Below are 20,662 nucleotides of genomic sequence, written 5' to 3'. Positions count from 1 at the left end.
AGCGTATTAAATTCAGTATTGATATATGTGCGACTATAAATTAACTGTTATTATGGGTTGTTTGTATATGTTTAATTATAAAAGAAAGGGCACCCTCTTCAAAAACAGAAGAGAGTGCCCTTATATAGCGGTGATTAGAAGCTTACTTTCTATAGTAAGCTAAATCATCTTTGTCGAATTTGCTAAGGAAAGTAACATGCTTGTCTATTTCAGATTCAGCGAATCTTACGTAAACATGAGCCGATTCAGTAAACAAATCGTTCTTGCTTGCATCTTGAACCATTAGGTGAGACATGATAAGATGGGCCGACATTTCTACTAAACGGCGAGCGGCGAAATCAATCAGTTCCTGATCTTTCTCTTCAGTGATTTTAGTCACAATAGCCTCGTATTTATTTGCCAGCTCTTTCAATCTATTCTTTAATCCTTCAAACTCAGGAGCTACCTGTGCCGTTTCATATTCGCGGATTTTAGCTAAATAAGCACCGGTCGTAACGTATCTGATGGCTGCAACCACCTGCAATTGCGTAGTACCTTCGTAAATGGAAGTGATGCGTGAGTCACGGTAAATTCTCTCACAAGCATAATCTTTCATGAAACCCGAACCACCGTGAATCTGAATACAGTCGTATGCATTTTGGTTTGCAAACTCACTGCCTATTCCTTTGGCAAGAGGAGTAAAGCTATCGGCTAACTTAGAGAATGTTTTCTGTTCCTGACGTTCTTCTGGAGTTAGTTTACGTTCTTTGGCAATATCGTCGAGAGCTTTATAAACATCTACATAACGAGCTGTTTCATATAACAAGGTGCGTGACGCATCGAGTTTAGCTTTCATCAAAGACAATATTTCAGCAACAGCCGGGAATTCAATAATTGCTTTTCCAAACTGTTTGCGGTCTTTGGCATAAGCCAATGCTTCGTTGTAAGCGGCCTGCGATAATCCCACCGATTGAGCGGCAATACCCAGACGGGCACCGTTCATCAGCGCCATAACGTATTTAATAAGACCCAGTTTACGATCACCGCAAAGTTCTGCTTTTGCGTTTTTGTAAACCAGCTCGCAAGTAGGTGATCCTTTGATACCCATCTTGTTTTCAATTCTACGCACGTTCACTCCGCCGTTTCGTTTGTCGTAAATGAACATAGACAAGCCGCGACCGTCATGAGTACCTTCTTCCGAGCGTGCCAATACAAGGTGAATGTCGGCGTCACCGTTGGTAATGAAACGTTTCACTCCGTTCAGATACCAGCATTCGTCTTTCTCACTGTAAGTAGCTTTGAGCATAACCGATTGCAGGTCGGAACCGGCATCGGGTTCCGTCAGGTCCATTGACATGGTTTCTCCCTGACAAACACGGGTTATATAGCGTTTCTTCTGATCTTCGTTAGCGAATTCATAAATCGTTTCGGCACAATCCTGAAGTCCCCACAAGTTTTCAAAACCTGCGTCACTGCGGCTCACAATATCTGCCGCCATGATGTAAGGCACAACGGGGAAGTTAAGTCCGCCAAAACGTCGGGGCATAGCCATACCCATTAAACCGGCCTTGCGGCAAGCTTCCAGGTTAGCAAAAGTTCCGTTTGCATACGTCACCCGACCGTCGGCAACGGAAGGGCCTTCGTGATCAACACCTTCGGCGTTGGGCGCAATGATATCACCACAAATTTCACCCACAATTTCGAGAACCTTATCATAGCTGTCCATTGCATCTTCGAAGTCAACAGGAGCGTATTCGTAATTTTCTCTGTCTGCGTAGTTTCTTTCTTTCAGATCTACGATTCTTTTCATTAACGGATGATTCAAGTGGTGCTTGAGTTCCGGTGTATCGATATAAAAATTAGCCATGATTACTTAGAATTTTGTTTGTAAAACTTGATCATCTTCGGTATAACTTCTTCCACCGTACCATTGATTACGTAATCGGCTATGGTATTGATCGGTGCATCTTCATCGTTATTAATGGAGATAATCATTGAACTTTCCTGCATACCGGCAATGTGTTGAATCTGTCCCGAAATGCCACAGGCAATATATAACTTAGGACGAACAGTGACTCCGGTTTGTCCAATCTGCCTGTCGTGTTCGGCAAAACCTGCATCCACAGCAGCACGGCTGGCACCAACTTCTGCATTCAGCACTTTGGCCAATTCAAACAGCAAGTCAAAATTCTCTTTAGAGCCAACGCCGTATCCGCCCGAAATGATGATAGGTGATCCTTTCAAGTTATTTTTTGCTTTTTCTACGTGGCGTTCTATCACTTCAACGATGAAGTCGGTCGGAGCAACATACTTACTCACGTCGTGTTTGATGACTTCTCCTTTGTAAGTGTCAGAAAGGATTTGTTTTTTCATCACACCTTCGCGAACAGTAGCCATTTGCGGACGATGTTCGGGGTTGACAATGGTTGCTACAATGTTGCCGCCAAATGCGGGACGAATTTGATAAAGTAGGTTCTTATAAGTCTTTCCTTCTTTTTTATCTTCGTGATCACCAATTTCCAGAGCGGTACAGTCGGCTGTCAATCCGCTGGTTAGGGCCGACGATACACGAGGGCCTAAGTCACGACCGATAACCGTAGCACCCATCAAACAAACTTGAGGTTGTTCTTCCTTAAATAAGTTGACCAATATAGAGGTATGGGGCAATGAAGTATAAGGGTACAAACCTTTGGCGTCAAAAACATGTAGTTTGTCAACACCATAAGGAATGATTTGCTTTTCAATGTTCTTTAAATTAGTTCCGGCTACAACAGCTTCCAGCTGACATTTCAATTCGTTAGCTAGCGAACGACCTTTGGTAAGGAGTTCCAAGCTTACATCGGCTACATTTCCGTCTTCTATTTCGCAATATACAAATAAGTTATTCATATTTCTCAGTAATTAGGAGTTTAGCCAATGGTATGGTTAGCTAACAGTTCAACAATTAGTTCTTCAATTTCGCGGTCATTGCTACCAATCGTTTTATTCTCTTTGGCCTGGAATACAATGTTCTGAATAGCTTTCACCTTGGTGGGTGAACCGGAGAGTCCGCACTGTGCCAAATCACCTTGTACATCGGCAACGCTCCACTCAACCAAGTTTAGATAGTCGCGTTTGTCATACAATTCTGTGTAGTCCAAATTACCTTGTTGTTTCTCGGTAATTGTTTTGGCATGTTTATACTTTTGCACGAGTCTGGCATTTCGGGGGCGACAAGGAGCTGCCGATCCTGTTACGGTTATAACCATTGGCAGAGGGCCTGTTACGGTTTCTACTCCACCATCAATGTGTCGTTTTACTGTGATTGTTTTGTCGGTCACTTTTAAAATCTCTTCTGCATAAGTTATTTGGGGCATTCCCAGCTTCTCAGCTACTTGGGGCCCAACTTGTGCCGTGTCACCATCAATCGCCTGGCGTCCACCGATGATAATGTCACAGGTACCGATCTTCTTGATAGCTGTAGCCAATGCATAAGATGTGGCTAAGGTATCGGCACCGGCAAATGCCCTGTCGGTTAGCAAATAACCATTATCTGCTCCTCTGAATAATCCTTCACGAATTATATCGGCGGCCCGGCCCGGACCCATGGTGAGGATAGTAACAGTTGACCCCGGATGGGCATCTTTTAAACGGAGAGCCTGCTCTAATGCATTGAGATCTTCCGGATTGAAGATAGCAGGAAGTGCCGCGCGATTAATAGTTCCGTCGGCTTTCATGGCATCCTTCCCTACATTTCGTGTGTCGGGAACTTGTTTTGCCAGTACAACAATTTTCAAACTCATGTTATAAGTATTAGTATTATCCTGCAAATTTACGCAATCAGTTGATTCTGCAAAGAAATATGCTTTAAAAATGCACAAATGGGTCTGTTATGAGCAAGAACCATGTTCCTCAACATCTTTTTATTCTGCTGCTGCCGCGACATTTAGCGGATAAAACAACCAACTCGTTTATAAAATAGAGCAGTTGATTGATTCGTTTTTTTAATCAGAACTATTCTCCATAGTTTCGTAACACGATTGTAATATGGAACTTATGCATTTAGACTACTTAAATCCTTTGCTTACTCACTTTGAACCGGTGTCACTTGAAGAGATGAATGCCGTTCGCTTAATGAACCGCATTGATACGAAGTACACTACTTCCATTGATTTGTTGCCTGCTATCCTTCTTTCATTGCAGAAAGATTATAGGATTCAGGAAATAACGTGTCGACGGAACATGCCTTATGAAACAACGTACTTGGACACTGAAGGGAGAGACATGTTTATGGCTCATCAAAATGGAAGAACCGTTCGTGAAAAGATACGGGTACGCACCTATAAAGATTCCGGACTGACTTTCCTCGAAGTGAAAAATAAGAATAACAAAGGACGCACGGACAAGAAACGAATACTCGTAAGTAGCTTGCTTAACATGCGGGAAGAAGGCGCCGAGGATTTCCTGCAGAAATATGCTTGGTACAGCTTATCGCAACTCTCTGGTAAATTGCAGAATTCCTTCAACCGCATAACGCTTGTTAACAAACAAATGACAGAGCGTTTAACCATTGACACGAACGTGTGCTTTCAAGACTTGCTTACCGGACAACAGGCCGCGATGGATCAGGTAGCTATCATTGAGTTAAAAAGAGATGGCAATCATTTCTCTCCGGTAAAAGAGATTCTGCATCAAATGCATGTGCTGCCGGTGAGCATCAGTAAGTATTGTTTGGGCTCTGTGCTCACTAACCCGGCTTTGAAGTATAATCGCTTTAAACCCAGAATAAGGAAAATAGAACAAATACAAAATCAAATAACAATTTAGACCATGGAAGATTTTACGGATATAACTTTGCTGGAGGCACCGCTGCTCGATGGTGCGGGATTCATGCAACTGCTGTTGAGGTTTGCCTTTAATATGCTGGTGATATTTGGTATCATTCAGTTCTTTTATTACTCGAAAAGCAAAAGACGCGACTATTACTTCACCTTTACGTTAATAAGCATCAGCGTATTCTTTTTAATTTTTTTGCTTGGCAGCGTTAAACTGAAAATAGGCTTTGCACTAGGGCTGTTTGCCATCTTCGGCATCATCAGATACCGAACGGAATCGGTTCCCATCAGGGAGATGACTTACTTATTTGTGATTATTGCCATTTCAGTCATCAACGCTTTGGCTGTGGAAATAAGTTATACCGAGTTGGTTGCTACGAATTTAATTTTTATTCTCAGCATTTGGGTGAGTGAAAGCAATCGATGGCTAAAACACATCTCCTGCAAACTGATTCAATATGACCGCATTGAACTTATTAAACCGGAGAATGCAGCTTTGTTGTTAGATGACTTGAAGCAACGAACGGGACTCCCGATCCTGAAAGTTGAAGTGGGGCATATTGATTTCTTGCGTGACAGTGCCATGGTAAAAATATACTATGAACCGCTTTGTGATGAGATAAATACCATTGATACAGTAACTAGAATACCACGTGAAAATGAATAAGTTTCTTTTGATTTTATCGGGCTTGCTTTGGTTCGTTGCTCCCATGGTAAGTGCTCAGGATAGTGACTTTGGTATATGGACAAGTCTGGAGGTGAAAAAGAAAATATTTCCGGGCTTCGACGCTTCTTTTGAAGGGGAGTTCAGAACGCGAAACGATGTAGGAACCATTGACCGATGGTCGGCAGGCGTTGATCTTTCATATTCAGTTAACTCTTATTTGAAGCTGGGCGGTGCTTATAACTTGATTAACTATAATCATCCGAAAAGAGAATGGGAGGTAGGACATCGGTATAGCTTCTATGCAACCGGCAGTTATGTATGGAATAGAATAGAACTTTCTTTGCGCGAAAAATACCAGCAAACCTATCGGGTGGGGGTGTCTGAAACCGCCTCTCGGGCAAATCCCAAGAAGATTATGCGATCACGGTTACAGCTTGCTTATAATCTGCCCAAATCAAAACTGACTCCATATACTTCGGTGGAGTTTTATCACACCTTGAATAATCCGCAGGGTAATGATCTGGAAAAAACAAGGTATACGTTGGGTACTGAATACAAGATTAATAAACGTAGTAAGCTCGATTTGTTTTACCGATACCAGTCGGAAACGGATGATGATGAAGATGACGGACATGTTTTGGGACTAGGTTATTCACTAAAATTTTAAAGCTCAGTATGATGAAAAGATATGTAATTGTATGCTACATGATGACGCTGGCAGGCGCTCTTTGCTTAGGTTGTACCAGTGATACCGATGAGATGACGGATGAAAACGGCGACACTTCGGGTGAAGTGATAACAGAACCTTCGGATGATGATTTGGTTGAGAATGCTACATTCAGCACGGTGGTTGGTATTGTTTATTCGGGCACCACTGCCAGCGTAACGAATACTGCGAGTGGGGTCACGGTATCACAATCGGGTGCCAATGTGGTGATCACTTCGACTATTGAAGGGGTTGAATACGTATTGAGTGGTACCACAACGGCCGGTTCTTTGAAAATTTATAGCGATTATAAGTTTAAGTTGAACTTTAACGGCGTGGATATAACCTCTACTTCGGGACCGGCTATAAACATTCAATCGCACAAGAGGGTTTTTGCCGTACTTACGGAAGGAACTGTTAATAAGTTGACCGACAGCTCGTCTTACCCTACCAGCACGGAAGACCAGAAAGGATGTTTTTTTAGTGAAGGGCAGCTTATCTTCAGTGGGAGCGGTAGTCTCACCGTATCCGGTAAATACAAACACGCTGTGTGTAGCGATGATTATATATTGATTCGTCAGGGGGTGCAATTAACGGTTGCCGCAGCTGCAACCGATGGCATCCATACCAACGAGGCTATATTAATTGAGGGTGGCACGGTTCAGGTTACGTCTACTGACGAAGGTATAAACTGCGACGAAGGTGCTGTGGTTATTAACGACGGTACGGTTACTGTAACGACCAAAGCGGCATCGGCCAAAGGTATTAAGGGATATGGTAATGTGACTATTAACGGGGGTACTATTAATGTAACAGCCAAAGGAGGAGACTCCAGCGAAGGCATTGAGAGTAAAAGTGTATTGACTATTAACGACGGAACGGTGGAGGTTACTGCTTATGACGATTGCATCAATGCGGCAAGTGGTATTGTTATAACGGGTGGCTCGGTTTATTGCTATAGTTCCAATAATGACGGTATTGACTCTAACGGGCCATTAACCATATCGGGCGGATTGATTGTGTCTTCGGGTACTACTAGTCCAGAAGAAGGCATTGATTGCGATCAAAACACATTTAAAATAACCGGAGGAACTTTGGTGGGGTTCGGTGGAGCAACTAGTACGCCTACTTCGTCGGCCAGCACGCAGCGTTCCTTAATATATGGAGGTTCCGGCACTTCGAATCAATATTTCAGCGTAGTTTCTTCAACAGGCGAGACTGTTTTAGTGTGCAAAATTCCCCGAACTTATTCACAAATGACTTTGCTGTTTAGCAGTCCTTCTCTCACTGCCGGTACTAGTTATACCATTTATTCGGGAGGTACAGTTTCCGGCGGAACAGATTTTCACGGACTTTACACTGCCGGAACTTACACAGCGGGAACTCAATTGTCTACTTTTACCAGCAGCTCTATGGTAACGCAGGTGGGCAATGTGAGCACAGGTGGCGGCGGACAGCCCGGTTGGCGATAGTTGTTCTGAGGTATGTTTAATCAGTCTGACGATAAAAACATTCGGTTTGTCGATTCCTTTTGTGAGCTTCACGGGGTAGAATTACTTTTGTACATTGGTTTATGTAGTTATGAAGTTTAGGAAAAGGCTTTTTTTAGAGAACCTGATCTATGCGGTGATTTGGTTTTTGATTTTTCTTTTGCCCATTATCGGGAATTATTTTTCCCTTTATTCGGGCAAGGAATCATCACTAAATTGGCGCATGATTTCTTCCATATGGCTGGGAATCTTACCGTTATTTGGCGTGTTTGTCATCAATAACTGGTTTCTGGCGCGTTATCTGTTACGAAAAAAATACGTAACATATACCGTGTTAGTCGTAGCGGTAATTGTTGCCATGCTGGGATTGAACTTTGTAGGCAGAAGGTTTATAGAGACACCCGAAGACCGATTTCATCCTCGTGCCGAGCGAAGTTGGCAACGCATGGGGGGCGAAAAGGCTACGCAAATGCCCATGCCCGATAAGATGGACGAACCCGCACCGGATGAAATGAAAGACCAACACCCCGAAGGACCTCGTAAGCTTTTACCCGGACCGGACCGTAAAGGTGAGAAAGACTTGAGAAAGAGGTTTTTCATTTTTCCTTTCTTTCCGGGTCCTTTCTACAGTCATTTTATTCTTTCCATTTTAATTGTAGGGTTTAATATAGCCGTAAAGCTTATGTTTAAATCTCTGCGTGACGAGGAAATGATGAAAGAGTTGGAAAGACATAATCTACAGTCGGAACTGGAGTATCTGAAGTATCAAATCAATCCTCACTTTTTTATGAATACGCTCAATAATATTCATGCATTGGTTGATCTTGATTCAGAGAAGGCAAAGACTAGTATTCTGGAACTTTCTAAAATGATGCGTTACGTGCTTTATGAATCCAGCAATAAAACAGTCAGCCTTTCCAGGGAAATTAAATTCCTGATAAATTACATAGAACTGATGCGCCTTCGGTATACTGACAAAGTGAGTATTGAAGTAAGTATGCCGGGTGAGCTGCCCAATATTGAAGTGCCTCCTTTGCTTTTTATCTCTTTTATTGAAAATGCGTTTAAACATGGAGTGAGTTACCAAAAAGATTCCTTTATTCATGTTTGCATGCAAGTGGAAGATCAGCAACTCCTGTTTCAATGTTCAAACAGCAACTGGAAGAAGGGCGACGGGAAGCACTGTGGCATTGGACTTGAGAATATTAGAAAAAGGTTACGCCTGCTTTATGGTGAAGATTATGTTTTGTCTATCGAAGAAGTAGCCGATTGTTATAATGTACTATTGATAATACCTATCACAGCATGATAAAATGTATTGCCATTGATGATGAACCGCTGGCATTGGCACAAATAGCCGGCTATATATCTAATGTTCCGTTTCTGCACCAGGTAGGTGCCTGTCAGGATGCTTTTGAAGCCATGCAATTAATTGCATCGGAAGATGTGGATCTTATTTTTGTCGATATCAACATGCCCGATTTAAACGGGCTTGATTTTGTGCGTTCTTTAGTAAGCAGTCCTTTGGTGGTGTTTACTACGGCATACTCTGAATATGCCGTTGAAGGATTCAAACTTGATGCGGTTGATTACCTCTTAAAACCTGTCAGTTTTAAGGATTTCCTGAAGTCGGTCGACAAGGCTCGTAAACAGTTGGAATACCGTTCGGGTGGAGGAGCAGCCGATAATGATTCAAACGTGATTAATCCTGACGGTACGTTGTTTGTAAAGTCTGATTATAAAATTATCAGAATCAACGTCAACCAAATAAAATACATTGAGTGCATGAGTGAGTATGTGCGCATCTATCTGGAAGGCGAGGACAAACCGCTGATGACCTTACTGAGCATGCGCAAACTGGAAGAGCGATTACCTGCCAGCATGTTTATGAGGGTGCATCGTTCTTATATTGTTAACCTGCACAAGATTCAGGAAATATCACGATTAAGGATTATTTTTGAGGGGAATGTTTATATTCCGGTGGGCGATAACTACAAAGAAAAGTTCAACGATTACATTAGTAAAATGTGCTTAGGCAAATAAGAAAAAACCTCTTTATGTTTTTCAAAAACATAAAGAGGTTTTTTAAAAAGATAACGAGGTTTTCCGGAAAGGTGGTTATGCCTTATTTGAAACCTAATTTCTTTGCAATTTCTTTGGGTAAAGCATCTTTGTGAACTAATATATTCATTGTTTTATACTTTACGAATGCTTTGGAAGCATACCAGGTTCCTTTGTATTTGTTATTGGTTCCCCAAGAGTTTTTAACCATATAGTATTCTTTTCCGTTTTGATCTTTGGCCATGCCATAAATGAGCATGCCGTGATCATCTGTTGTTTCCCAGTTGTTGAATGCCTTTTGACGCATTTCCTGAGTAATTTCCATTTCAGGCATGGGCTTAGAGGTTAACTCCTTGCGTTTGTCGGCCATGGTAAGTCCTGTCCAGCGAGCCATGTCAGAACCGGTGAGGTCTGTGCGGTTCATCTGAGGAACAACCGCAATGCCGTCACGTGTAAAACCATCTTCGCTCACATCACTTCCCCAAGCTACCGTATAACCATTGTTTACCGCATTCTCAATAACCGTCATAAACTCATCGATGGGCAAGTTCCACGATTCTGCGTTTCTCCAGTTGTCCTGAATTTCAATGGCGAACTTTTTATAGAAAGGATGATGGGTGTATGAAGTCAGGGATACATAATCATCAGCATTCAATCCCAATGATTTAGCGAAAGTAAGCGGCGTGTATTCTTTTCCTTTATAAGAGAACTTCTCGGGACATTTGCCCAGATAAGTATCATAAATAGCATTCAAACCATTCATCCATACCGGAGTAAGCTTGGTAAGTTTGCCTTTGGCAATAGCATTAACGTAAGCTTCGGCAACAGCATCAAGTTCATTGTGCACGGGAAGAGTATCACCATACATAATTCCGTTCATGGCTTCCTGAGGAACCAGTCCGTAGTTATTCATGCAATAAACAACATCATAAAAGCTACCGCCCGGAGAGAAAGAGTTGTCACCGTGAAGACGCACGTATCGTTCTGCACGATCGGCCATGGTGTGGTGTACAACGAACATTTCTGATAAATCATACTCACCTTTACCTTGTCTGAGAAGCTCTGATTCCAAGAATGCAAGGCTCGAGAAACTCCAGCAAGTACTCGATCTGTTCTGGTTTTTGATGGATGTAATTGGATTCTCTTTTACTGTGCTGAAAACAAAACCTTCTTCTTTTTTAGGCTCTTGTGCAACTGTGTTGAGGCTTAACAAGCCCAGTGTTGCAATTAATACTATATTCTTCATTCTCTCTTGATATATTATGTTTATTTATGCGACAAAGATACACGGAAATTCTTTTAATCCTGTCTTTTTTACATAAAAATGAAGAGAAAACTACATTTTTATTGCAGTTTACCACGGTATGCACGTTCGCTAAAAGAGATGTTCAGGTAGAATGATAAACTTTGCTCGCGTGGCATGCCTGTGTTGACTTTGGTTTGGTCGCTGTATTTAGCCCCAAAGGAAAAGATGTTTTTGTTTTTAAGCGTAAAAGCCGCTCCTGTACTGATATAATAATTCTGCGGTTCGTTTTTCTTTATAACAACGTATGAATTGCTGGTGCCTGCTCCTAGCATCAACTTAATGGGAGTTCGGTAAGGATTTCCCAATGTGTATGCCAAACCAAGCTTAAGGAGGTTTTGGTTGGCATAGCTTACAATGCTTTGCGATGATTCCATTTTATCCCATTGTATCCATTTGTAGTCACCCGAGAGAGTCCACTTGGGTGTGTTATAACTCAAGCCGATCCCGATGAATTGAGGCATGTACTGCTTAACGGAATGCTCGGACTTATCAATCGTTGTATCATCACTGGTGCTGCTAACCGACAGTTCATTCTTTTGAGATAATTGTTGCTTAAATCCGTAGGTAGCACCCAATATGAATGCGTTGTTCTTATTCAGGTTGTATTTATATTGCATTCCTAAATCGGCATAGCAGGCTGTCTTCCGCGAAGTCTCTTCCCGGGTAGCGCTCCCTTGAGTTTCTGTTTGGGTAATGGTACCGGTTATATACGAGAGGTTGGCTCCCAACGAAAGATTCTTGCCGATTAAGAAAGCATTGCTTAGGTTTATTCTGGATAGTCCGCCGTCACCTTCAAAGTAAGAAGAGATAATGCCACCGTTGGTTCCTTCCACTTGTTGATCCAATGTAATAGCATAACCCACACTGCTAATAGGCGATATGGATAAAGCTCCGTACCAACGGGGTAAAATCCGAAAGCCTACAGCCAGATTATTGAGATTACCTACTGTTGAATTATTGCCTATTCCTGATTGAGTATATTTTTTGTATGCTCCCATTACGCCGGCTTCAATGGTGAATTTCAAGCTGTCGATTTCTGTCAGGGCAGCCGGATTGGTTAAGTTGAGAAAGCTGTTGCCCCGAAGTGCAATGCCTACTCCCCCCATACCGGCATATTGTCCGCCATCACCAGTGGTTACCTCGCCGATACCGAACATCGATGTAGGCGAATTAGTTGTATTTTGGGCTACCATTAGTGTGGGAACACACCAAGTCAATAAAAATAATATGTACTTCATTATTCGTTGTATATTTTATATAATACCACTAATTTCAACTTATTGTGCTCACGGTTTTGGTCGCCAAAAGTTACGCCGTTTAGTGTGGTACTGAATTCACTGTTGGGAAGCATCAGCATCAGGTTTTGTCGGTTCATGCCGAATGTTCCCAGATTATCTTGCAGGAATGAGGTGATGTCAAATGTATAATAGGTTCCGTTGGCAACACTTTTGTCGGAAACCAGGCTTCCGTCTTGCACACTTGTTCCATACGAATCGGTTATCGCTTCTTGTGCCACGTTGCTATCATCAAGGGTATACATGCTGAGCGAGGAAGGCAGTGGCATTTCAGTATCATACGTCCCGTCAATGGGATACAGGTACAGCATGGCACTTTCTATCGTCACCATATCACCTTGCAATAACAGATTGTTGAGGTGGGGAAATTCTATTTTAATATAATTACCTACCAAGCCTTGAACAACAGCCTGATGCTCGGTTTTATTGGATGATAAAGCATTGTTGGATCCCGGCACGATGTCTGCCAAGATACTGTTGCTGCGATCTTGTACGGTCTTATTGTATTTCAATGTTGAACTGGGAGTGAACACCGTACTCATGTTTGTTATCGAAGACGTTATTTGGCTGTAATACAATTTAATATACATGCTCGAATCGCTTACACCAAATCCGCTGATGCACTTGTCGGCTTTATCGGGAACAAATGCAATTCCTTTCAAGTAACTTCTGAAGTAATCTTGCGACCTGAAGTAAATGGACTGGTCTTTCATTAAGCCCAGCAATTCCTGCCCAAATTCATCGGGAAGTCGCAGCTCCAGTTTTTTCTTCTTCACCGGTTGATTTTTGAAGGTGAGAGTAGCAAAAGGAGTTGCTTCGTACGGATAGCTGGTTGTGTTGTATAGGTATCCGTCTTTATCAAGCGCCATGTTTGACGTTAACTTGTGCATATATATGTGTTGTGGCGTACTGATTGTGTCGCCCAGATAGCTTCCGCTCGGATTCATAATGATGGTGATGGAGTCAAACCGATAAGTCGTTTCTTCGTTGAGGCTGACCGAAGGTGCGCTATATTCAGCATAGAATGATGCTTGAATATCCCCCCATGTTGTACCCCTGTAATGGCCTATCTGACAAATCGAGTCGCCCGATGTAGCAACCGAATCGGCAAGAATGGTGCTGAGCAACACAGTACACGTGTCGGTCTGTATATTATAAAAAGAACTTTCTACCCATTTTCCTCCTGCAGAAGACGCTTCATCTCTGCAGGAGGCTAATAGTAAACAAAACAAATATGTAATAATCCAAATTCCTGGCTTCATTCTAATTTTAGTTGAGGTTTTAGTGCGGCAAAAGAAGCTATTTGTTGTATGGTGACAAAATACTATCGACAAATCACCCTATTTTATCGACTGTATTTTTTTAGTAGATGAAAAAACACTGTTCGTCGATTCTTTTTTTTATCTGCACCTTTGACTCTTACATTTGCCGCTCAATAATTAACTATTAAACCGCATTAAAAGATGAATGTAAGTATTTGGAATGCAACTTCAAAAACGATACTTTTTGTGCTCTTCGCTTGTATCGGCACTTCTTTGGTTAGCTCATGTACAGAAGATGATGAGTATACGGTAGGTGTTTGGTACCGCCGTTCGGCATTAGACGGTCCGGCTCGTACGGAGGCTGCCAGTTTTGTTATTAACAATGAAGGTTATATTTGTTGTGGATATAAAGGAGGGTCGAGCCCAACCAAATTAAGGGATTTATGGAAATATACACCTGTTGAGGGCGGCAATGGTTATTGGACACAATGTGCCGATATGCCAACTGAAGCAGGTTACAGAAGTGCAGCTGTTGGTTTTGCCGTAAACGGAAAGGGGTATGTTTCTACGGGAATTGATATTGACTCTAGGCCTTTGGCAGATACATGGGAATATAATCCGGATTCTGATTCGTGGACTCAAAAAGATGACTTCATTAAAGAAGCACGTTACGGTGCATTGGGATTTGCTTTAGGTAATTATGGATACTTAGGTACCGGTTATGACACAAGCAACTGGTACAAGGACTTTTATAAGTTCGATCCGAATGCAGCTAGTGGCTCGCAATGGACGGTTGTGACGGGATTTGGCGGTGATAAGCGCCAGTACGGTACGGCTTTTGTCATCAACAATAAAGCATACTTCGGCTTTGGTACTAACAATGGTAGTTATCCCGACGATTTTTGGTCTTTTGACGGCTCTACTTTTACTCGCTTGAGAGACATTGCCGACACCAATACGGATGAAGATTATGATGACGATTATGCTATAGTCAGATCGGGGGCAGTGGCTTTTGTTATTGATAGCAAAGGATATGTCACTACAGGAACCACAGGAAGTTTGAAAAGTGATTATTGGGTTTATGATCCCGATACGGATCTTTGGTCGGGTGATAGTGATGATGGTTATACTCCTTTCGCCTTACTAAATTCCGGCTCTCAAGGTTCCTCACGTTCAGGTGCTACTGCTTTCACGCTAAATAACAGAGGCTTTGTAGTTGCCGGAGCATCGGGCAGCTATCGGTTAGATGATATGTATGAACTTTCACCTTATGAAAATCGTGAAGACTAAAAAAGGATTGGCTTTTACCCTCATCTTGCTCACTATGGTTGTAGGCATGTTTTGTTGGTGGAAGTTTAGTAAGAACGGTCCGGATCACTATTATACAATTGAAGTGGTTGAACTTCATGAAGGCGGATTCGGCTATAAGATTCTTCATCAAGATGAGATGCTTATTTATCAACCTTTTGTTCCGGCTGTTGGCCACAACAAACCTTTTGTAAGCAAAGAGGATGCAATAAAAGTGGCTCAGTTGGTTAGAAATAAACTAGAGAGCGGATATGGTTTTTCAGTCTCTGCGAAAGAGATTCAGGAACTTAATTTATCCGTGAGTTATTAATAGATTTCATTTTCGTATGTTAGCCATATCTTTCTTTGGGGGAAAGATATGGCTTCTTCATTATTGGTAAACTTGTTTTTTATGAAATATTTATTGCATTATTAGGTGAAAGCAAACTAATTATTTAGTTATTTTGTTACCAAAAGTAAACTTAAAAAGTTATTCGTATGCAAAAGGCCCAAAGGAATTATATTATATACGCTTTGATGTTACTGCTTTTCGGTACTTTAATTTATCTTTCTGTTGGAGAAGGAATGGCATTTGCCAGTCATTCGTCTCATCATGTTCCTGATAGAACGGATTCACCTTTTGACCTTTTTCTGCAATTTATGCAAGAGAACTTGCATCATCCGCTGGCAGTTTTACTTTTACAGATCATTGTGGTGTTACTAGCCGTGCGCTTCTTTAGTTACTTGTTTAAACACATTCATCAACCGGGCGTAATAGGCGAAATTGTTGCGGGTATCGTATTGGGCCCTTCTTTATTAGGTTATTTCTTTCCCGAAGCGTATCAATTTCTTTTTCCAAGTGAATCTTTAACTAATCTGGAGTTGCTGAGCCAAATTGGGTTGATTCTATTCATGTTTGTTATCGGTCTGGAACTTGATTTTTCTATATTAAAAAATAAGATTAATGAAACCCTTGTGATAAGCCATGCCGGTATTTTGGTTCCTTTCTTTTTAGGGACTGTTGCCTCTTTCTGGATTTATGAAGAATATGCAGCCAATCAAACAGATTTTCTGCCCTTTTCTTTATTTATAGGTATATCCATGAGCATAACGGCTTTTCCTGTTATGGCAAGAATACTGCAAGAGAGGAACATGACGAAAACACCTGTGGGGATTTTATCTATCGCCTCGGCTGCAAACGATGATGTAACGGCTTGGTGTTTGTTGGCTGTGGTCATTGCCATTGCTAAAGCCGGAACATTTGTTGGTGCTCTTTACACGGTAGGTCTTACCCTTTTGTATATTGTCATTATGTTCTTTGTAGTCCGACCGTTTTTGAGGAAGTTGGGCGTGGCCTATGCCAGTCAGGAAGTTATAACTAAGCCGTTCGTGAGCTTTATATTATTGGTACTTATTATCTCGGCAACGTTGACAGAAATCTTGGGTATTCATGCTTTGTTCGGTGCTTTTATGGCAGGCGTGGTTATGCCTCCCAATATGGGTTTCCGTAAAGTGATGATGGAAAAGGTGGAAGATATTGCATTGGTCTTTTTCTTACCTTTGTTTTTTGCATTTACAGGTTTGCGTACGGAAATCGGTTTGATTAATAGTCCGGCTTTGTGGGGTGTATGCATTCTGTTAATTGCGGTGGCTATTGTGGGTAAGCTAGGAGGTTGTGCTATTGCTTCGCGTCTGGTTGGCGAATCATGGAAGAATAGTCTTACAATCGGTACGCTGATGAACACGCGCGGATTGATGGAATTAGTAGCTCTCAATATTGGTTATGAAATGGGAGTGTTGCCGCCCTCTATTTTTGTTATTCTGGTTATTATGGCATTGGTAACTACATTTATGACCACTCCTCTGTTGCATTTGGTAGAAAATTATTTCTCGCGCAGAGAAGAAAAACTCAGTCAAAAACGAAAGCTTATTTTTTGCTTTGGGCATCCCGAGTCAGGTCGGAATCTGTTATCTGTTTTTGCTCTTTTGTTTGGTGACAGACTTCAAAAGCATCAGATTATAGCCGCGCATTATACGGTGGGTACTGATGTAAATCCCTTAAATGCCGAGCAATATGAAAAAGATAGCTTCGCTTTGGTTAATGTCAGGGCGGAAGAGTTGAATCTGAATATTGATAACCGCTACAGGGTAACCGATAAATTAGTGCAGGAAATCACTCAATTTGTAAAAGATGAAAATCCGGATATGTTGCTATTGGGCGCCGGAACGCGCTATCGGGCAGATTCTCCAACAGGGAGAGGGGTTTATTGGTTCTCCCTCTTTCGAGATAAGATAGAAGATGTATTAGGCAGTGTGGATTGTCCGGTTGCCATCTTTATTAATAAGGATAAAACAGACGGTCCTGTTTCGTTCATTCTGGGAGGAACAATGGATTTGTTTATGCTGCCTTTTGTGAAAACAGTTGCGCAACGCGGCATTCCTATTCATTTATATCTTTTCAATACGCATGATGATAGCTTTATTGAGCAAACAAAGACGCTCACTTCTTCATACGCTGAAACCATTGTTGAACATCAATTTAGTAGTACTAATGAATTGTTGTTCAGCGATGAAGGCTTATTGGTGGTAAGCCATGAAGTATATAATAAACTGGTTGAGGAGGAAAATTCACTTAGAGAAACTCCTTCAATGCTTATCATAAGAGATAAAATAGACAAATAACACTATGACAATAAACAATGACACTGCTCTGGTTCTTGAGGGTGGTGGTATGCGTGGAGTATTTACATGCGGCGTTCTGGATTGTTTCATGGATCATCAGATTCGTTTCCCATACACGATAGGTGTGTCTGCCGGAGCATGTAACGGGTTATCGTATATATCTCGCCAAAGGGGTAGAGCCAAATATAGTAACATCGATTTGCTCGATAAATACAATTACATCGGTTTGCGACATTTACTGAGGAAACGTAATATAATGGATTTTGATTTGTTGTTTACTGAGTTTCCCGAACACATTTTGCCGTATGACTACGATGCTTACTTTTCATCACCCGAACGTTATGAAATGGTTACTACGAATTGCCTGACAGGTGAGGCCAATTATTTTGAGGAAAAAAGTGATAAGAAGAGATTGATAGACATTGTTCGTGCGTCAAGCAGTCTGCCTTTTGTTTGCCCCATTACGTATGTTGATGAAATTCCCATGCTGGATGGAGGAATTGTAGATTCCATCCCTTTGCAACGCGCCATGGATGAAGGGTATGCATCTCATGTTGTTGTTTTAACACGTAATAAAGGGTATCGTAAAGAAACCAAAGACATAAGGGTGCCTTCGTTTATTTATCGAAAATATCCTAGAATTCGTGAGGCTCTCAATAATCGTTCGCTTTGTTATAATAAACAACTTGAGATGGTTGAAGCCTTAGAGAAAGAAGGTCGCGTTCAAGTAATTCGTCCTCTCGAACCGGTGAATGTTGATCGCATAGAACGGAATGTAAACAAGCTGACGACTTTTTATGATGAAGGCTATCGCTGTGCAGAGGCTTTTTTAAAATTGAATAAATAAAAAAACCGGCTTAGAAGCCGGTTTTTTTATTTATAGAACTATTATGCTTCAGTTCCCCAAGCTTGGTTAGCCAAACGCTTGTAGTTATTATATCTCCATTTTGCATTTTCCTGTGCTGCGTTGAATAATTCAGTAGCTTCAGCAGGATATTGCTTCATTAATGACATATAACGTACTTCGCCTTTCAGGAAGTTTTGGAAATCATCCCAGTTTGGTTCTTTTGAATCAAGTAAGAATGGGTTTTTTCCTTCATTTTCCAAAGCAGGGTTGTAACGCCACAAGTGCCAGTAGCCGCATTTTACAGCATCTTCTTGTTCTTGTTGAGCTTTACCCATACCAGCTTTCAAACCATGACTGATACAAGGTGAGTAAGCGATAATCAAAGATGGTCCGGGATATGCTTCTGCTTCACGGATTGCTTTCAGAGCTTGAGCTTGGTCAGCACCCATCGCAATCTGAGCAACATATACGTAACCGTATGTTGTAGCCATCATACCAAGATCTTTCTTACGGATTCTCTTACCTGAAGCGGCAAACTTAGCAATAGCACCTACTGGTGTTGATTTTGAAGACTGTCCGCCGGTGTTAGAGTAAACCTCTGTATCGAGTACTAAAATATTCACGTCTTTACCGCTGGCAATTACATGGTCAAGACCACCAAAGCCGATATCGTAAGAAGCGCCATCACCACCAATAATCCATTGTGAACGTTTTACCAGGAAGTGTTTCAATGAAGCGATTTCTTTGCAGTATTTGCAATCACATCCTTCAACAAGAGGAGTAATTTTTTCTGTGAGTTCTTTAGTCTTATCAGCATCAAGCATATTCTCAATCCATTCTTTGAATAATGCTTTCAGCTCATCAGAACAGCAGTCAGAATCCTGAGCTTCAGTCATGATACGTGCAATACGTGCGCGCATTTTCTCGTTAGCTAATTCCATACCCATACCGAATTCACAGAAGTCTTCGAATAATGAGTTAGCCCATGCAGGACCTTGTCCTTTGTCGTTTGTTGTATAAGGAGTTGATGGAACTGAACCAGAGTAGATTGATGAACATCCGGTAGCATTAGCTACTATTTCGCGGTCACCAAATAACTGAGTAATCAGTTTAACGTATGGAGTTTCACCGCAACCCGAACATGCACCTGAGAACTCGAACAACGGAGTTGCAAACTGAGAGTTTTTCACGTTTGCCTTAACGTCTACCAAATGTTGTTTGGTTTTTACGCTGTCAACACAGTATTCCCAGTTTGGAGCTTCTGCCAATTGAGATTCCAAAGATTTCATAACAAGAGCTTTACCACCCTTCTTAGGATTACCCGGACAAACATCTGCACAGTTACCGCAACCCAAACAGTCGAGTACACCTACCTGAATACGGAAAGTCATGTCGGCAAATTGTTTACCTACAGCTTTCAAAGTAGTGAAGCTGGCTTCTTTTTGTTCTTCCTGATCCAAAACGAACGGACGAATACAAGCGTGAGGACAAACGTATGCACATTTGTTACACTGTATACAGTTTTCAGGTTCCCATTCAGGTACAAATGCTGCAACACCACGTTTTTCGTATTTAGCAGTGCTTTGTTGCCATGTTCCGTCTTCAATTCCTTTGAATGCTGAAACTGGTAACAAGTCACCATCTTGAGCATTGATAGGACGAACAACTTGATTGATGAATGCCGGATCGGTATTTACTTCTGCATCTTCATCAGGAAGATTAGCCCATGACGGATCAACCGGAAGTTGTTTGTATTCGCCACCGCGATCTACTGCTGCGTAGTTCTTGTTAACAACATCTTCACCTTTCTTTCCGTAAGATTTCACAATGAATTTCTTCATTTGCTCAATAGCCAGATCAACAGGGATTACACCGGTGATACGGAAGAAAGCAGACTGAAGAATGGTATTCGTACGGTTGCCCAAACCAATTTCTTGTGCAATCTGAGTGGCGTTGATATAGTAAACAGTTCATGTTTCGCAAGTTCAACTTGCCAGTTTTAATTTGTAAATATCGCATATATGGCCCAGCTCCTCAGATCTGTTGATAATAGCATCGTATATTTCCTCATCGAGTAATCCGAAGAGGTTCGCTATAGCTATAACAATCTCCTGAAGGGCTCCCCATATTCTGTCAGTAACCGAGAGTTCCAAAGAGTCTTTGGTTATGTCTTGAAAAAGTTTGCCCATCGTTTCGTATGCTGTAAACCTCTTTACAACCGAAAGGATGTTGTATTGCAAAGCAACCAAAGAAGTGGAGGCAATCT

At 41.6% G+C, this 20,662-nt stretch carries 16 protein-coding genes and 2 pseudogenes; 10 read left to right on the top strand and 8 right to left on the bottom strand.

What is annotated here, in order from left to right; genetic code table 11:
• Positions 1–142: 142 nt before the first annotated feature.
• Genes C511_RS0111115 through C511_RS0111105 form a run of 3 tightly spaced genes read right to left on the bottom strand, consistent with a single transcriptional unit; the run spans position 143 to position 3,761 of the window.
• Positions 143–1,846: an acyl-CoA dehydrogenase family protein gene (locus C511_RS0111115; protein ID WP_024997236.1), complete on the bottom strand. Its 1,704-nt coding sequence runs from the start codon at positions 1,844–1,846 to the stop codon at positions 143–145.
• A 2-nt stretch (positions 1,847–1,848) separates the two neighbouring features.
• A complete protein-coding gene (locus C511_RS0111110) occupies positions 1,849–2,868 on the bottom strand; it encodes an electron transfer flavoprotein subunit alpha/FixB family protein (RefSeq protein WP_024997235.1) in 1,020 nt (339 codons plus the stop codon).
• Between the two features lie 20 nt (positions 2,869–2,888).
• Complete coding sequence (locus tag C511_RS0111105) at positions 2,889–3,761, bottom strand: electron transfer flavoprotein subunit beta/FixA family protein (RefSeq protein WP_024997234.1); 873 nt, start codon at positions 3,759–3,761, stop codon at positions 2,889–2,891.
• 244 nt (positions 3,762–4,005) lie between these two features.
• Here C511_RS0111105 and C511_RS0111100 point away from each other — a divergent pair, with 244 nt between their 5' ends.
• From C511_RS0111100 to C511_RS0111075, 6 genes are all read left to right on the top strand, one after another.
• A complete protein-coding gene (locus tag C511_RS0111100; RefSeq protein ID WP_024997233.1) occupies positions 4,006–4,785 on the top strand; it encodes a polyphosphate polymerase domain-containing protein in 780 nt (259 codons plus the stop codon).
• 3 nt (positions 4,786–4,788) lie between these two features.
• A complete protein-coding gene (locus tag C511_RS0111095) occupies positions 4,789–5,460 on the top strand; it encodes a DUF4956 domain-containing protein (protein WP_024997232.1) in 672 nt (223 codons plus the stop codon).
• The gene (locus C511_RS0111090) at positions 5,453–6,127 is read left to right on the top strand and encodes a DUF2490 domain-containing protein (protein ID WP_027318149.1); all 675 of its coding nucleotides are present in this window, start codon (positions 5,453–5,455) and stop codon (positions 6,125–6,127) included. Before C511_RS0111095 ends, C511_RS0111090 begins: the two co-directional genes overlap by 8 nt.
• An 8-nt stretch (positions 6,128–6,135) precedes the next feature.
• A complete protein-coding gene (locus C511_RS0111085; RefSeq protein ID WP_394356855.1) occupies positions 6,136–7,638 on the top strand; it encodes a carbohydrate-binding domain-containing protein in 1,503 nt (500 codons plus the stop codon).
• Between the two features lie 241 nt (positions 7,639–7,879).
• The gene (locus C511_RS0111080) at positions 7,880–8,965 is read left to right on the top strand and encodes a sensor histidine kinase (RefSeq protein ID WP_394356854.1); all 1,086 of its coding nucleotides are present in this window, start codon (positions 7,880–7,882) and stop codon (positions 8,963–8,965) included.
• A complete protein-coding gene (locus C511_RS0111075) occupies positions 8,962–9,699 on the top strand; it encodes a LytR/AlgR family response regulator transcription factor (RefSeq protein ID WP_024997230.1) in 738 nt (245 codons plus the stop codon). The genes C511_RS0111080 and C511_RS0111075 overlap by 4 nt, the downstream gene beginning before the upstream one ends.
• An 82-nt stretch (positions 9,700–9,781) precedes the next feature.
• Here the strand turns inward: C511_RS0111075 and C511_RS0111070 are convergent, their stop codons facing one another.
• From C511_RS0111070 to C511_RS0111060, 3 genes are all read right to left on the bottom strand, one after another.
• On the bottom strand, positions 9,782–10,963 hold the full coding sequence (locus tag C511_RS0111070) for a C1 family peptidase (protein ID WP_027318146.1): 1,182 nt from the start codon (positions 10,961–10,963) through the stop codon (positions 9,782–9,784).
• Positions 10,964–11,061: 98 nt separating this feature from the next.
• Positions 11,062–12,261 (bottom strand): OmpP1/FadL family transporter, encoded by a 1,200-nt coding sequence (locus tag C511_RS0111065; RefSeq protein WP_034782284.1) that lies wholly within the window; start codon positions 12,259–12,261, stop codon positions 11,062–11,064.
• Positions 12,261–13,580 carry a DUF4270 family protein gene (locus C511_RS0111060; protein ID WP_027318145.1) on the bottom strand — a complete coding sequence of 440 codons (1,320 nt, stop codon included), beginning with the start codon at positions 13,578–13,580 and terminating at the stop codon, positions 12,261–12,263. The genes C511_RS0111065 and C511_RS0111060 overlap by 1 nt, the downstream gene beginning before the upstream one ends.
• Before the next feature lie 201 nt (positions 13,581–13,781).
• Between C511_RS0111060 and C511_RS0111055 the strand changes: the two genes are divergently transcribed.
• The 4 genes from C511_RS0111055 (at position 13,782) to C511_RS0111040 (ending at position 18,396) form a co-directional block, all read left to right on the top strand.
• Positions 13,782–14,870, top strand: coding sequence for a Kelch repeat-containing protein (locus C511_RS0111055; protein ID WP_024997228.1), 1,089 nt, complete (start codon positions 13,782–13,784; stop codon positions 14,868–14,870).
• On the top strand, positions 14,851–15,198 hold the full coding sequence (locus tag C511_RS17295; RefSeq protein WP_158332565.1) for a DUF4907 domain-containing protein: 348 nt from the start codon (positions 14,851–14,853) through the stop codon (positions 15,196–15,198). Before C511_RS0111055 ends, C511_RS17295 begins: the two co-directional genes overlap by 20 nt.
• Before the next feature lie 167 nt (positions 15,199–15,365).
• A complete protein-coding gene (locus C511_RS0111045) occupies positions 15,366–17,549 on the top strand; it encodes a cation:proton antiporter (protein ID WP_024997226.1) in 2,184 nt (727 codons plus the stop codon).
• Between the two features lie 4 nt (positions 17,550–17,553).
• Positions 17,554–18,396 carry a patatin-like phospholipase family protein gene (locus tag C511_RS0111040; RefSeq protein ID WP_024997225.1) on the top strand — a complete coding sequence of 281 codons (843 nt, stop codon included), beginning with the start codon at positions 17,554–17,556 and terminating at the stop codon, positions 18,394–18,396.
• Positions 18,397–18,437: 41 nt separating this feature from the next.
• Here C511_RS0111040 and nifJ read toward each other — a convergent pair.
• Positions 18,438–20,366 (bottom strand): annotated as a pseudogene (gene nifJ, locus C511_RS16725) (pyruvate:ferredoxin (flavodoxin) oxidoreductase); the annotation flags it as partial.
• 15 nt (positions 20,367–20,381) lie between these two features.
• Positions 20,382–20,662: pseudogene (locus C511_RS0111030) on the bottom strand (IS4-like element ISUnCu6 family transposase); the annotation flags it as partial.

The sequence above is a fragment of the Bacteroides graminisolvens DSM 19988 = JCM 15093 genome (genome assembly GCF_000428125.1).
Lineage (GTDB): Bacteria > Bacteroidota > Bacteroidia > Bacteroidales > Bacteroidaceae > Bacteroides > Bacteroides graminisolvens.
Note: the sequence above shows the minus strand (reverse complement) of the source record. Positions and strands in the feature narration are given on the sequence as shown.

What these genes read in the sequence shown, in the direction of transcription:
- C511_RS0111115 (WP_024997236.1), bottom strand. Translation starts at nt 1,846, where the DNA reads ATGGCTAATTTTTATATCGATACACCGGAACTCAAGCACCACTTGAAT.
- C511_RS0111110 (WP_024997235.1), bottom strand. Translation starts at nt 2,868, where the DNA reads ATGAATAACTTATTTGTATATTGCGAAATAGAAGACGGAAATGTAGCC.
- C511_RS0111105 (WP_024997234.1), bottom strand. Translation starts at nt 3,761, where the DNA reads ATGAGTTTGAAAATTGTTGTACTGGCAAAACAAGTTCCCGACACACGA.
- C511_RS0111100 (WP_024997233.1), top strand. Translation starts at nt 4,006, where the DNA reads ATGGAACTTATGCATTTAGACTACTTAAATCCTTTGCTTACTCACTTT.
- C511_RS0111095 (WP_024997232.1), top strand. Translation starts at nt 4,789, where the DNA reads ATGGAAGATTTTACGGATATAACTTTGCTGGAGGCACCGCTGCTCGAT.
- C511_RS0111090 (WP_027318149.1), top strand. Translation starts at nt 5,453, where the DNA reads ATGAATAAGTTTCTTTTGATTTTATCGGGCTTGCTTTGGTTCGTTGCT.
- C511_RS0111085 (WP_394356855.1), top strand. Translation starts at nt 6,136, where the DNA reads ATGATGAAAAGATATGTAATTGTATGCTACATGATGACGCTGGCAGGC.
- C511_RS0111080 (WP_394356854.1), top strand. Translation starts at nt 7,880, where the DNA reads ATGATTTCTTCCATATGGCTGGGAATCTTACCGTTATTTGGCGTGTTT.
- C511_RS0111075 (WP_024997230.1), top strand. Translation starts at nt 8,962, where the DNA reads ATGATAAAATGTATTGCCATTGATGATGAACCGCTGGCATTGGCACAA.
- C511_RS0111070 (WP_027318146.1), bottom strand. Translation starts at nt 10,963, where the DNA reads ATGAAGAATATAGTATTAATTGCAACACTGGGCTTGTTAAGCCTCAAC.
- C511_RS0111065 (WP_034782284.1), bottom strand. Translation starts at nt 12,261, where the DNA reads ATGAAGTACATATTATTTTTATTGACTTGGTGTGTTCCCACACTAATG.
- C511_RS0111060 (WP_027318145.1), bottom strand. Translation starts at nt 13,580, where the DNA reads ATGAAGCCAGGAATTTGGATTATTACATATTTGTTTTGTTTACTATTA.
- C511_RS0111055 (WP_024997228.1), top strand. Translation starts at nt 13,782, where the DNA reads ATGAATGTAAGTATTTGGAATGCAACTTCAAAAACGATACTTTTTGTG.
- C511_RS17295 (WP_158332565.1), top strand. Translation starts at nt 14,851, where the DNA reads ATGAAAATCGTGAAGACTAAAAAAGGATTGGCTTTTACCCTCATCTTG.
- C511_RS0111045 (WP_024997226.1), top strand. Translation starts at nt 15,366, where the DNA reads ATGCAAAAGGCCCAAAGGAATTATATTATATACGCTTTGATGTTACTG.
- C511_RS0111040 (WP_024997225.1), top strand. Translation starts at nt 17,554, where the DNA reads ATGACAATAAACAATGACACTGCTCTGGTTCTTGAGGGTGGTGGTATG.